Below are 12,151 nucleotides of genomic sequence, written 5' to 3'. Positions count from 1 at the left end.
ATCAGACCGCCGCCGCATCAATGACGGGTATTTCGTCCATGGTGCGGTCGGCGGGGAAGCGGACATGAACCGTGGTGCCCTGGCCGGGGGACGTCTGGATCACCAGCGTCCCCCCATGCAGCGTCACCAGCGCCCGCACCAGCGACAGGCCCAGCCCGGTCCCCTGCTTGCCCTTGGCATGGCCGCTTTCGAGCTGGGTGAAGGGCTCCAGCGCCTTGGGAACCTGCTTCGGGTCCATTCCGATGCCGGTATCCGCCACGATCAGACAAATGCGACGGTCCGGTTCCTTCACGGCGGCAACGCGGATGTGCCCGCCGGGCGGCGTGAACTTCACGGCATTCCCGACAAGATTGATCATGATCTGGCGGAGCACCCGTTCGTCCGCCATGAGCGCCGGCAGATCCGAACGCGGAACGACGGACATGGCGACGCCGGCCGAGTCGGCCAGGTTCTGCAGCATGCGCTGCACGCTGTATAATAGCCGGCCAACATCCACCTGCTGCTCCTGGAGCTGGTAGCGCCCCGCTTCGATGCGGGAGAAGTCCAGCACGTCGTTGACCAGATCCAGCAGATGCCGCCCGCCATCATGGATGTCGCGGGCATGCTCCACATACCGCTCGTCGATCCGGCCATAAGCCTCGTCGGCGATGAGATGGGAGAAACCGATGACGGCGTTCAGCGGCGTCCTCAGCTCATGGCTCATGGTGGCGAGGAAACGGGACTTGGCCTGGGCCGATGCCTCGGCCTCCAGCTTGGCGCGCGACAGCTCGTCCAGCAGCTTCTCCTGCCGCTTGTGATCCTCCGCAACCCGGTCGATGACCCGGTTGTACTGCGCGGCAATGAGCTGGACGTCCGACTCCGGTTCCACATGCACATGGCGGTCGAACCGGCCGCCCAGCCGATGCCGCTCCATCTCCGCCGCAAGAGCCAGCATGGGCGAATAGGCGTCGTGCTCCGACACGTTCAGACCCATCCGCTCGGCCTCGACCGAAATGCGGAGCGGATGCAGGCAGTTCAGCAGTAGCAGCAGGGCATAACCTCCGCCGAAGGCAAGAAGGCCGCAGGACGCCACGCCGATGAACTGCACGCGAAGTTGGTCCCAACGGTCGAGGCCGGTGCCGAACAGGGCCGGGTCGCCGAGTATCGCCACGGCAAGCGTGCCCCAGATGCCGGCGAAGAGATGAACCGGCACGGCCCCCACGGCATCGTCGATCCGCAGCCATTCCAGCAGCTCCTGGCCACGCAGGGCGATCAGCCCGCCGATGGCCCCGACCAGCGCCGCTTCCAGCGTCGCGACGACGGTGGCGCAGGCCGTGATCGCCACTAGCCCGGCGAGGATGCCGTTCAGGAAATGCTCGACCCGTGTACGGCCCCAGATCGACACCGACAGAATCTGCGCCGCCAGTCCACCGGAACAGGCGGCCACCATGGTGTTGAGGATGACCCCCGGCGCCCGGCCAAGGTCGGACATCACGCTGCCGCCATTGAACCCGATCCAGCCGAGCCACAGGATCAGCACGCCGGCCGCCGCGATGGCGAGGTTGGAACCCGACAGCGCCCGGCCGTCAGGCTCGAACCTGCCCAGCCGCGGGCCGATGACAAGGCAGGCCGCCAGCGCCATCCACCCGCCGACCGAATGAACCACTGTGGACCCGGCGAAGTCGATGAAGCCCAGCGATCCCAGCCAGCCGGCCGATTCCATTCCTGCCAGACCGCCCCAGGCCCAGTGCCCGAAGATGGGATAGATCAGGCCGGAGAGCAGGGCCGTGACCGCGATGTAGCTGGAATAGCCCATGCGCTCCGCCACGGCACCGGACACGATTGTGGCCGCGGTTCCGCAGAAAACCATCTGGAAGAGGACGAAGGCCAGCAGCCCGGTTGGCCAGGAATGGTCCGGCATGAAACCGCCCCATCCCACCAGACCGGCGATGCTGGGGCCGAACATCAGGGCGTAGCCGCCAAGCCAGAACATGAAGCCGGCCAGGCAGAAATCCATCACGTTCTTGATGGCGACGTTGATGGTGTTCTTCGGCCGGACGAATCCTATCTCCAGCAGACAGAAGCCCACCTGCATCAGGAAGACCAGCCCGGTGGCGGTCAGTATCCAGAGAAGGACTACCGGTTCGGTTGGCATCGCCCCGCTTTCCCGATGGCCTGCGGCAATCTTCAATGTCCGGAGACCTGTCCGAACGAGGCCGGGCCTACCCCATTATGGTGGGCATGACTCCTGCCGCAATGCAACAACGACGTGCAGCGGCAAACAAGGAAATCATCGCCAGGGTAGCGGAGCGCCCATATTGATCAGCCGTCCAGGTGGGTTGGAGCGGCGGGGCCGCTATGTTAGACGGGCGACATCCCGAGACCCGAAAAAATGCGAGGCACGACGATGAAGTACCTGCACACCATGGTCCGCGTGACGAACCTGGAGGAGAGCCTGGACTTCTACTGCAACAAGCTGGGCCTGAAGGAGGTCCGGCGCATGGATAACGAGAAAGGCCGCTTCACCCTGGTGTTCCTGGCGCCGGATGAAACGCCCGATGCCCAGGTGGAACTGACCTACAACTGGGACCCGGAGGAGTATACGGGCGGGCGCAACTTCGGCCACCTCGCCTACGCGGTGGACGATATCTACGAGACCTGCCAGCGGCTGATGGACAAGGGCGTCACCATCAACCGGCCGCCGCGTGACGGCTACATGGCCTTCATCCGCTCCCCCGACAACATCTCCATCGAGCTGCTGCAGAAGGGAGAGCGCACGGAGCCGCAGGAGCCCTGGGCGAGCATGCCCAATACCGGCGTGTGGTAATCACCGGCTGACCGGCCGCCCCGCGCCCCGGTCCGGCGGGGCGCAGCGTTCCGAACCAAAGCGGAAGCCGGTGACCATTTGCCGGCTTCCGCTGTTGCTTTCCCGGATCGGGAGGGGAGCGGACGATGGCGGTCAGCGATCACATCTGGGTTTTCATGCTGATGGTGGGGTTCATCCCTGTGCTTGCGGCGTTCGTCTACTGGTTCGCGACCCGCCGGAACCGGAAGTGACCTGCCCCGTCGCCGCAGCCCGCGACTTGGGATAGGCTTCCCCGAAGGGCCGGACGCCGGCCCATGACGAAGGGGGAAGCGGCGGATGGCGACGAATACACGGGCAGCCACACCTTGGTATGTGGTCCTGGCCTTTCTAGTGGCGCTGGCCGCCGCGCTGATGGTGGCTCTGGCCGGTCCGCTGTACCGTATCGGCATGCTGGAACTTCCAGCCGCCTTCACCAGCATGCGCTGGGGCGTCTATGCGGGAATGGCGGGGGCGGCGCTCTGCCTGCTGGCAGGGATCGTGGCGCTGGTCAGGAAGCGCGGACGGGGCGTCATCCTGGCGCTGGTCGGACTGATCGCCGCCGGCGCCGCCGTCTATCTGCCCATCAGCCTGCGCCAGACGGCCCAGTCCGTTCCCCCCATCCATGATATCAGTACCGATATGGAGGACCCGCCGGCCTTTGTCGCCGTTGCCCCGCTGCGCGCGGATGCGCCAAATCCGGTGGAGTATGCAGGTCCCGACACCGCCGCCCAGCAGAAGGCGGCCTATCCCGAGCTGGGCCCCGCCACCCTTTCCATGCCGCCGGACCAAGCCTTCGCCCGGGCCGAGTCGGCGGCGCGGGAGATGGGGTGGGAGATCGTGGCCGCCGAACCGGCCGAGGGACGGATCGAGGCCACGGCCACGACCATGTGGTGGGGCTTCAAGGATGACGTTGTGATCCGCCTGCGCCCGGCGGAGGGCGGCACGGTTCTGGACGTGCGCAGCAAGTCCCGCGTCGGCCGCAGCGACCTCGGCGCCAATGCCGCCCGTATCCGGGAGTTCCTGGCGGAAGTCCAAGGATAGGAGGATGCCGGCGACGCTTTGCGCACTGTCCGCTTATGCGGAAGGCGCCCCTACGGCCGCGTTGTCCAACAGCCGTACCCCGCCGATGCGGGCTACGGCCAGGATGCGGCCGGGGCGGTCGACCCGCTCCAGCGGCTCCAGATTGGCCGCATCCACCACCGCCAGATAGTCGACGGCATCGAAGCCGCCGGCCAGCAGTTCCCCCCTGCCCCATTCGCACGCGGCCACAACCGTTCCAGGGTCTTCCGCCAGCCGTCCGGCGATGGTCCGTAGCACCCGGTTCAGCCCGGCCGCCCGGCTGCGCTGCTCCGCTGTCAGATAGGCGTTGCGCGAGGACATGGCGAGACCGTCTGCTTCCCGCACCGTCGGAACGCCTTCGATCCGCACCGCAATATCCAGATCGGCCACGAGCCGCTTGATGGTCTGAAGCTGCTGATAGTCCTTTTCCCCGAAGCAGGCGATGTCGGGCTGGGCCTGCATCAGCAGCTTTGTCACCACGGTGGCGACGCCGTTGAAGTGGCCGGGCCGGAACTCTCCTTCCCAGCGGCGGGTCACGGGGCCGACATCGATGCTGGTCGTGAAGCCCTGAGGATAGATCTGGTCCATCCCCGGCGCGTAGAGCAGGTCGCAGCCTGCTGCGGCCAGCTTGGCGGCATCCCCGGCCTCATCGCGCGGATATCGCCCGAAATCCTCGTTCGGGCCGAACTGGGTAGGGTTGACGAAGACGCTCGCCAGCACCCGGTCGGCCAGTTCCCGGCCCCGCCGCACCAGCGTGAGATGCCCCTCATGCAGGGCTCCCATGGTGGGAACCATGGCGATGCGCAGTCCCTGGCGACGCCAGTCGGCCACCTGGGCGCGCAGCTCTGCGATGGTGCGGACAGTGGGAAGCGGGGTGGTCATGGGAGGCGGTCCGGAGTCGAAAGTACAAGTCGGATCGAACGCAGCGGGGTTCGATCTGGATGCTTTGCGGCTGCAACGTCGGACCTCGGCGCCGCCGCGATCCGACCTACGCCACCTACGCTACCGTCCAGTTCCTTCACAAGACCTAATCGGCGATCCGCCGCTTGATCTGCCGCATCACCCAACCGAGGGCCGGCAGCTTTTCATAGAGCTGCTCCGCCGCGTCCCAGTGGTCGAAATGGCTCATGGCGTGGCCGGCATGGTCGAACCGCACCTCCGACACGCCCTCGACCAGCCAGGGCTTGGGGCTGCCGCCCAGGCGGAATGTGAAGGTCCAGCGTATGTAGGCGATCTGTCCGCTCAGCGCATGGTCGCGCATGATGAAGCGGGGTGATTTCAGCCTCTCGAACATGCGTTCCAGCAACCGGCGAAGCTTTTCCCGGCTTCGGAACTCGCCGAGCGGTCCCCTGAAATGCAGGTCGGGCACGACCAGACGGTCGATGCGGCCCACATTGTCCGGCGTCAGTTCCGCAAAGTAGCGGAGATAGACCGCCACAGCCTGATCCACCGGCACCCGATCCGCCATGACCGCTCCCTTCCGCCATCCGCCGCCGTCCCCGGTCATTTTGACATGCCTTGAAGGGCAGGCGTGAGCTACAGCGGATAGGGCAGCAGGCACCGGCCCTGCAACACGAATGTGAAATACCACTGCTGGATGAGGCCGATCCCGCCATGCGCCTCGCCCTATTTGGACAGGATCGGTCCGGTGTGGTATCCAGGCGCATGGATACAGGCACCCTCCCCCAGGACTCCCACGACCACGCCACCTGCGTCGGTACGGCTCTTGGCCGTGCCCGTGCCCTGTGCGATGCACGGGGCGTACGGCTGACCCCGTTGCGGGAACGGGTGCTGGAACTGGTCTGGTCCGGGCACAAGCCGCGCGGGGCCTATGCAATCCTGGAGGATCTGGCGGAGGAAGGCGGGCGGCGGCCCGCCCCCCTCACCGTCTATCGCGCCCTGGATTTTCTGGTGGAGCAAGGGCTGGTTCATCGGATCGAGAGCCTGAACGCCTATGTCGGCTGTGCCGATCCCGGCACGGCCCATACCGGCCAGTTCCTGGTATGCGAGCGCTGCGGCAATGCCGCGGAGCTGGATGATCCCCGCATTGCGAAGGCGGTGGCCGAAGCGGCAGGCGCGCTGGGTTTCCAGGTCACCCGCCAGACGGTCGAAGTGGCCGGCCTCTGCCCAGCCTGCCGCGGCTGAACAACAATATAAGAATCGGGAGGAAGCCGTGACCGGACATGTCGATCCGACAAGGGAACGCTTCGCCGAATTCGCGGACCTGCCGCGCACCGGACCGATTCAGATGCTGAATCTGGTTCGCCTTCGTGGTCGCGCCGCCTATGAGGACGGGCGGGAAGCGACGGGGCTGGAGGCGTACAGCACCTACGGCCGCGAGGCCGCACCCGTCTTCCACCGCGTCGGCGGCCGTCAGGTCTGGATCGGCAAGTTCGAGCAGACTCTGATCGGACCCGAGGATGAGCGTTGGGACCTGGTCTTCGTAGCCGAGTATCCGTCAGCCGACGCCTTCATCGAGATGGTCCGCGACCCCGCCTACCGCGAGGCGGTGAAGCACCGGCAAGCGGCGGTGGAGGACAGCCGGCTGATCCGCCTGTCCCCCCGGTCCCCGGGCGGCCGATTCGGGGAGGAGTAGGTCCGGCGGATCAAGGCCGGTCGGGAGGCACTTCCCCGGCCTGTTCGATCCGCCGGTTCCGCTGCAGCCACCGCGCGGCGAGCCAGACGCCCGTCGCCCAAGCGGCCCCCACGGTCCAGCCGGCCAGCACGTCCGTCGGCCAGTGCACGCCGAGATAGACACGGCTGACCCCGACCGCTCCGGTCAGCAGAATGGCCATGGTCAGCAGATATGCCTTGAGGGTCCGGTTCGGCTGGGTCCGCGCCAGAAGCGCGCCAAGGGTCAGATAGGTCACTGCCGCCATCATCGAATGGCCGCTTGGAAAGCTGGCGGTGTAGACGATGCTGCCATGGGGCACCAGATCCGGTCGCGTCCGGCTGAACGCCTCCTTCAGCAGGGTGCTGACCAGGATGCCGCCCCCGATGGAGACGGCCAGCAGCAGCACCGTTCGGAACTTCCGCATCAGCGCAAGGTAACCCGCGATGGCAAGGGTCAGGCAGGTCAGCAGGCCAAGCCCGCCCAGCGCCGTGAAGTCCCGCCCGATCTCCTCCACCCAGCCGGGGCCGAGAGGATCGGTCACGTCATCGGGATTTCGGAGGGACAGCAGCAATGCGCGGTCGATCGCCTCCGTCTCCCCCTCCACCACGCTGTCAGCCAGCTCGATGAAGGCCCAGACGGAACCGACGACGGTTCCGACCAGCAAGAGGGGCATCAGCTCCAGCCGTTCCCGCGCGGTCAGAAGGCGATCGCGCCACCCCATGTCCTACTCGGCCACGTTGGCTTGCATGGTCACCGGGATGCGCTTGCGACACTCCACGAAGCTGAACAGGCCGAACGGCGGCACCGGCTGCACGCCCACCAGTTCGAGGGAGGAGCCTTCCAGCAACGTTTCCATCGGATAGTCCGGACGCCAACCGAGATCGCGGGAATAGCGGCCCAGCGCACGTTCCACAATCCGGCGCGGGCCGGGCTTGGTGGATTCGAAGTGGTTGATGATCAGAATCTGGCCGCCGGGGCGGCAGACCCGCTCCAGCTCCGCAAGGGTTTCCTGCGGGTGGGGAACCACGGTCATGACATACATGGCCACGACCACGTCGAAGCTGTTATCCGCAAAGGCCAGCTGCCCGGCATCCATCTCCAGCAGCGCATCCACGTTGGTGAGGTGCAACTCCGTGGCGCGCTGGCGCGCGATCTCCAGCATGTCCGTGGACAGGTCGATGCCGACGATCCGGTTGTCTGGCCGGTACTGCGGCAGCGAGAGGCCGGTGCCGACCCCGACTTCCAGAACGCGCTGCCCGCCCTGCCGGTTGATCCGGTCCACCGCCGCCCGCCGTCCGGCCGCGAACACCTGGCCGAAGATCCGGTCATAGATGCCCGCCCAGCGCCGATACGCCGTGCGGACCGCCTCCGCGTCCATTCACTTCCTCCTCATTACCGCCCAGCGGGCGCGAAACCTAGGTTACCGCCGCCCCGAACAGGAGTGCTGCAAGCAGAAGAACAATAAACAGCACGATGAAGATGCCGAATATGATCTTCGCCACGCCTGCAGCGGCTGCAGAGATTCCGGTAAAGCCCAATGCACCCGCGATAACCGCGATGACAAGGGCAACGATGGCGAGTTCCAGCACTCCGGCCTCCTGCGGCTTTCCTTCCGCGCGTCCGCAGAAGGAACCCCCGGACGGTGCCGCCGGTTCCCGGTCCCTTTGCCGCGTGGGCGCTCGTGCCCTGTCGGACCGGTGTACCGCTTCGGCATCCCCGCCCGTCGTCGCCTGCCGGCACTGGGCGGGGAGCCGCGAAGGTCACTACTTCTTCAGCCCGATCTCGCGCAGGCGCTGATCCAGATACTGCTCCGCCGTCATCTCGGGGCTCAGTTGCACCTCGGCGCGGGGATGGCAGAACATGGGCATGGAATAGCGGGAGACATTGTGCTCCGGCGGCGGGTTCACCACGCGGTGGGTGGTGGCCGGGAACCAGCCGCGGGTCGCCAGCTTCAGCATGTCGCCGCCATTCACCGCGATCATCCCGGCATCGCAGGGCACGTCGTGCCAGTTGCCGGCCGTGTCCTGCGCCTGCAGGCCGGGCTCGCTGCCGGTGACCAGCAGGGTGACAAGGTTGATGTCCTCATGCGCGGCGGCGCGCACGGCGCCCGGCTCGAACCCCTCCCCCACCGGCGGGTAGTGCAGCACGCGGAACAGGCTGCGGTCGCTGCCGCGCATCATGTCCGGCAGCGGCTCCGACAGGTGGTCACGCACATCCGCCGGGATCGTGCTCTGGATCCATTCAAGCAGGGTGATGCCGAGTTCGTTGAGGGCCGCATACATCCGGTCGGTGGAGTCCTTGACGCCGGCCGGCAGGCGGCGGTTCGGATAGACGTGGTAGAACTCCTTCAGGTCCTTGACCTTACTGTCCTTGGCGTTCTCGGACTTGAAGGGGAAGTAGCCGTCCTGGGCAACCGGATCGAACAGGAACCCGTGCTTCTCCTCCGACGCGAAGAAGGCCGCCCATTCGGCATAGAGCTGCCGGATCAGCCCGGCATCGATGGGGTGGTTGCGCAGCACGGCGAAGCCGGTGCTGTGCAGGGACCGGGTGAACTGGGCGGCGGCGTCCGGCGACGCGAAATCCACGGTTTCGATATTGAACATGGCGGCGGTCTTCTTCTGCTGGCGCGCGCAGGACGGCACGCGCGGTCATCCCGTCTTTCTGGGGTCCGGCGCGTGAACCGTCAACTGCGGCGTTGGCAGGTGGCGGACGGCCGCCTGCTCACCCGGCCTGATCCGCCGGGACCACGAAGCTGTCGATCACCTTCTTCAGGCCCGCGGCGTCGAAGGCGATCTCGAGCTTGTCATTGTCCACGGTGCGCACCGTGCCGTAGCCGAACTTCTGGTGGAAGACCCGGCTGCCGGGATTGTAGGCCCGGTCGGGGCGGGAGCGGGGCTTCACCTCATAGGCGGTGCCCTCGATCACCCGGGCCGGGGCCTGGGGTGCCCGCTGGCCCATGCGGTTGAAGCGCTCATTGAAGCCGGATGCCGCCCAGGTGCCGCCCTGTGCGCCGTAGCCGGCCCCGTACCCGCCGAAACCGCCGCCGGCGATGCCGGGATTGTTCTCCACCTCGATATGCTCCGGCGGCAGCTCCTCCACGAAGCGGGAAGCGATGGAGCTGGCCCAGGAGCCGTGGATGCGGCGGTTGGCGGCGTGGCTGATATGGACGCGCTTGCGGCCGCGGGTGATGCCGACATAGGCCAGCCGCCGCTCCTCCTCCAGCCCGGCGATGCCGTTCTCGTCCAGGGTGCGCTGACTGGGGAAGACGCCCTCCTCCCAGCCGGGCAGGAAGACGACATCGAACTCCAGCCCCTTGGCCCCGTGCAGGGTCATCAGGCTGACCTGCTCCGCCCCGCTGCTGTCGGCATTTTCCATCACCAGAGAGACGTGTTCCAGGAACCCGGTCAGGTTCTCGAACTCGCCCATGGCGTTGATGAGTTCCTTCAGGTTCTCCAGCCGGCCGGGCGCCTCGGGCGTTTTGTCCTCCTGCCACATGCGGGTATAGCCGCTCTCATCCAGGATGGTCTGGGCGAGGTCGGTATGGTCCAGCGTTTCGATCTGGCCCTGCCAGCGGGCGATGTCCTGCATGAGCGCGCGCAGCGTGGCGCGCATCTTGGGCTTCAGCTCGTCCGTTTCCGTCAGCCGCCACGCGGCCTCCGTCAGGGGAACGCCCAGCGCACGGGCGGCTTGGTAGAGCTGCTGCACGGTGGCGGGGCCGATGCCACGCTTCGGCGTATTGATGATCCGCTCGAACGCCAGATCGTCGTCGGGCTGCGAGACGACCCGCAGATAGGCCAGGGCGTCGCGGATCTCCAGCCGCTCATAGAAGCGGGGGCCGCCGACCACCTTGTAAGGCAGGCCCAGCGTGATGAACCGTTCCTCGAACTCGCGGGTCTGGAAGCCGGCGCGGACCAGCACCGCGATCTCCGACAGCTTGATGCCCTTGCGTTGCAGCGCCTCGACCTCGTCCCCGACCCAGCGGGCCTCCTCCTCCGCATCCCAGAGGCCGCGGACCCTGACCTTCTCCCCGCCTTCGAATTCGGTCCAGAGCTGCTTGCCGAGCCGGCCCTGGTTGTTGGCGATGATGCCGTGGGCAGCGCCCAGGATATGGGCGGTGGAGCGATAGTTCTGCTCCAGCCGGATCACGGCCGCGCCGGGGAAATCCTGCTCGAACCGCAGGATGTTGCCGACCTCCGCCCCGCGCCAGCCATAGATCGACTGATCGTCATCCCCGACGCAGCAGATGTTCTTGTGGGCCTGGGCCAGCAGGCGCAGCCACAGATACTGGGCCACGTTGGTGTCCTGGTACTCGTCCACCAGGATGTAGTGGAAGCGCCGGTGGTATTCGGCCAGCACATCGATATGCTGCTGGAACAAGGTGATGTTGTGCAGCAGCAGATCGCCGAAGTCGCAGGCGTTCAGGGTGCGCAGCCGCTCCTGATATTGGCGGTACAACTCTAGCAGGCGGCCGTTCGCCATGTCGCCGGCATCCTGGGACTTCAGCCGGTCGGGGGTCAGCGCGCGGTCCTTCCACCGCTCGATGGCGGACAGCAGCACACGGGCCGGCCACTTCTTCGAATCCACATTCTCCGCCTCCATCAACTGCTTCAGCAGGCGGATCTGGTCGTCGGTGTCCAGGATGGTGAAGTTGGGCTTCAGCCCCACCAGCTCGGCATGGCGGCGCAGAATGCGAGCGGCGAGCGCGTGGAAGGTGCCCATCCACCAGCCTTCCGACTGGCTGCCCAGCAGATTGTCCACCCGGTCCCGCATCTCCTTCGCCGCCTTGTTGGTGAAGGTGACGGTCAGGATCTGCCAGGGCGTCGCGCGGCGGGTCAGCAGGATATGGGCCAGCCGGGTGGTCAGCACCCGCGTCTTTCCGGTGCCGGCGCCGGCCAGCACCAGCACCGGTCCGTCCACGGCCTCCACCGCCTCCCGCTGGACCGGGTTCAGCCCGTCCAGATAGGACATGTGACGGCCCAGCGCCGGCGGCATCGGCGGCGGGGCGTCGTGATCGTCGCGGTCCCGCGGCTTGGCGGGAACGGGCGGGCGGGCGGGGGGTGTGGAGAACAGGTCGGCCATGGCCGGAACATATATAGCACAAGCCGCGGCCGGTCATCCCCCCGGCGGCACGATCGCCCTTCCCCGTTGTTGCTCCTGCCGCCCGCATGTCACGACCGATTTCGTTGCGGAAGCTGCGGCGGGGTGGGAAGATGGCGAGGCCCGATGGCGGGCGTGGAGGAGCAAGGGATGGTGTCCGTGCGGTTGAACGATCCGAAGACGCTGGAAGCGATCGGAATCCTGGCCGGCGTGCTGGATGAGATCACGGGGCCGGAGCGGCTGGAGTGCTTGATGGCTGCCAATGCCCTGCGCCAGGTGGTGGAGACCAAGTCGGAAACGGCGTTGAACTTCGCCCGCCAAGCCTTCGAGTCGCTGGACGGCGACGTGCGCCGTCGCATCCAGTCCGATGCCACGGATACGGCCGTCCAGTTCATTGAGCGGTCGCGCCGCAGCGTGCCCCCCCTGCTTCAGAGGCCCGCGGTGCCGAAATCCAGCGGCAGCTCCGTGCTGGACGCGATCAATTCCGGCGGGATGCGCACCGAGCGCAAATGGTAGGATTGCCCCGCCTCCCGTACCGGGAGGCGGCTTTTTCCGCC

13 protein-coding genes are annotated in these 12,151 nt (G+C 66.8%); 5 read left to right on the top strand and 8 right to left on the bottom strand.

The genetic code is table 11. The features are described from left to right. Position 1 precedes the first annotated feature (1 nt). Positions 2-2,134: an ammonium transporter gene (gene amt, locus DOL89_RS03125; protein WP_119677832.1), complete on the bottom strand. Its 2,133-nt coding sequence runs from the start codon at positions 2,132-2,134 to the stop codon at positions 2-4. Between the two features lie 252 nt (positions 2,135-2,386). Between amt and DOL89_RS03120 the strand changes: the two genes are divergently transcribed. Beyond that, positions 2,387-2,806: a VOC family protein gene (locus DOL89_RS03120; protein WP_119677831.1), complete on the top strand. Its 420-nt coding sequence runs from the start codon at positions 2,387-2,389 to the stop codon at positions 2,804-2,806. A 315-nt stretch (positions 2,807-3,121) separates the two neighbouring features. Continuing rightward, positions 3,122-3,865: a DUF1499 domain-containing protein gene (locus DOL89_RS03115; RefSeq protein ID WP_119677830.1), complete on the top strand. Its 744-nt coding sequence runs from the start codon at positions 3,122-3,124 to the stop codon at positions 3,863-3,865. Positions 3,866-3,898: 33 nt separating this feature from the next. Here the strand turns inward: DOL89_RS03115 and panC are convergent, their stop codons facing one another. Continuing rightward, positions 3,899-4,765: a pantoate--beta-alanine ligase gene (panC, locus tag DOL89_RS03110; RefSeq protein WP_119677829.1), complete on the bottom strand. Its 867-nt coding sequence runs from the start codon at positions 4,763-4,765 to the stop codon at positions 3,899-3,901. Positions 4,766-4,910: 145 nt separating this feature from the next. Beyond that, entirely contained in the window at positions 4,911-5,351 is a 441-nt protein-coding gene (locus tag DOL89_RS03105) for a nuclear transport factor 2 family protein (protein ID WP_119680205.1), read from the bottom strand. Between the two features lie 197 nt (positions 5,352-5,548). On the opposite strand from DOL89_RS03105, the gene DOL89_RS03100 reads away from it, so the two are divergent. Beyond that, positions 5,549-6,028, top strand: a complete 480-nt coding sequence (locus tag DOL89_RS03100; protein WP_119677828.1) for a Fur family transcriptional regulator — start codon at positions 5,549-5,551, stop codon at positions 6,026-6,028. 28 nt (positions 6,029-6,056) lie between these two features. After that, a complete protein-coding gene (locus DOL89_RS03095; RefSeq protein WP_119677827.1) occupies positions 6,057-6,479 on the top strand; it encodes a DUF1330 domain-containing protein in 423 nt (140 codons plus the stop codon). Positions 6,480-6,489: 10 nt separating this feature from the next. Here DOL89_RS03095 and DOL89_RS03090 read toward each other — a convergent pair whose 3' ends face one another. The 5 genes from DOL89_RS03090 to DOL89_RS03070 all read right to left on the bottom strand — a co-directional run bounded on the left by DOL89_RS03090 (position 6,490) and on the right by DOL89_RS03070 (position 11,489). Continuing rightward, complete coding sequence (locus DOL89_RS03090) at positions 6,490-7,218, bottom strand: phosphatase PAP2 family protein (protein ID WP_205574623.1); 729 nt, start codon at positions 7,216-7,218, stop codon at positions 6,490-6,492. A gap of 3 nt (positions 7,219-7,221) precedes the next feature. Next, positions 7,222-7,875 carry a class I SAM-dependent methyltransferase gene (locus DOL89_RS03085; RefSeq protein WP_119677826.1) on the bottom strand — a complete coding sequence of 218 codons (654 nt, stop codon included), beginning with the start codon at positions 7,873-7,875 and terminating at the stop codon, positions 7,222-7,224. A 37-nt stretch (positions 7,876-7,912) separates the two neighbouring features. Then, positions 7,913-8,086 carry a DUF1328 domain-containing protein gene (locus DOL89_RS03080; RefSeq protein WP_119677825.1) on the bottom strand — a complete coding sequence of 58 codons (174 nt, stop codon included), beginning with the start codon at positions 8,084-8,086 and terminating at the stop codon, positions 7,913-7,915. A 174-nt stretch (positions 8,087-8,260) separates the two neighbouring features. After that, on the bottom strand, positions 8,261-9,139 hold the full coding sequence (locus DOL89_RS03075) for an isopenicillin N synthase family dioxygenase (RefSeq protein ID WP_225889864.1): 879 nt from the start codon (positions 9,137-9,139) through the stop codon (positions 8,261-8,263). A 79-nt stretch (positions 9,140-9,218) separates the two neighbouring features. After that, the gene (locus DOL89_RS03070; RefSeq protein ID WP_119680202.1) at positions 9,219-11,489 is read right to left on the bottom strand and encodes an ATP-dependent helicase; all 2,271 of its coding nucleotides are present in this window, start codon (positions 11,487-11,489) and stop codon (positions 9,219-9,221) included. Positions 11,490-11,753: 264 nt separating this feature from the next. On the opposite strand from DOL89_RS03070, the gene DOL89_RS03065 reads away from it, so the two are divergent. Beyond that, on the top strand, positions 11,754-12,110 hold the full coding sequence (locus DOL89_RS03065) for a hypothetical protein (RefSeq protein ID WP_162937299.1): 357 nt from the start codon (positions 11,754-11,756) through the stop codon (positions 12,108-12,110). Positions 12,111-12,151 lie beyond the last annotated feature (41 nt).

It is taken from the genome of Indioceanicola profundi, assembly GCF_003568845.1.
Taxonomy (GTDB): domain Bacteria; phylum Pseudomonadota; class Alphaproteobacteria; order Azospirillales; family Azospirillaceae; genus Indioceanicola; species Indioceanicola profundi.
The sequence above is the reverse complement of the archived record's forward strand: the minus strand, read 5'-3'. Positions and strand labels throughout refer to the sequence as shown.

Coding starts and splice junctions, on each gene's coding strand:
- DOL89_RS03100 (WP_119677828.1), top strand. CDS start 5,549: ATGGATACAGGCACCCTCCCCCAGGACTCCCACGACCACGCCACCTGC.
- DOL89_RS03090 (WP_205574623.1), bottom strand. CDS start 7,218: ATGGGGTGGCGCGATCGCCTTCTGACCGCGCGGGAACGGCTGGAGCTG.
- panC (WP_119677829.1), bottom strand. CDS start 4,765: ATGACCACCCCGCTTCCCACTGTCCGCACCATCGCAGAGCTGCGCGCC.
- DOL89_RS03105 (WP_119680205.1), bottom strand. CDS start 5,351: ATGGCGGATCGGGTGCCGGTGGATCAGGCTGTGGCGGTCTATCTCCGC.
- DOL89_RS03070 (WP_119680202.1), bottom strand. CDS start 11,489: ATGCCGCCGGCGCTGGGCCGTCACATGTCCTATCTGGACGGGCTGAAC.
- DOL89_RS03120 (WP_119677831.1), top strand. CDS start 2,387: ATGAAGTACCTGCACACCATGGTCCGCGTGACGAACCTGGAGGAGAGC.
- DOL89_RS03115 (WP_119677830.1), top strand. CDS start 3,122: ATGGCGACGAATACACGGGCAGCCACACCTTGGTATGTGGTCCTGGCC.
- amt (WP_119677832.1), bottom strand. CDS start 2,134: ATGCCAACCGAACCGGTAGTCCTTCTCTGGATACTGACCGCCACCGGG.
- DOL89_RS03085 (WP_119677826.1), bottom strand. CDS start 7,875: ATGGACGCGGAGGCGGTCCGCACGGCGTATCGGCGCTGGGCGGGCATC.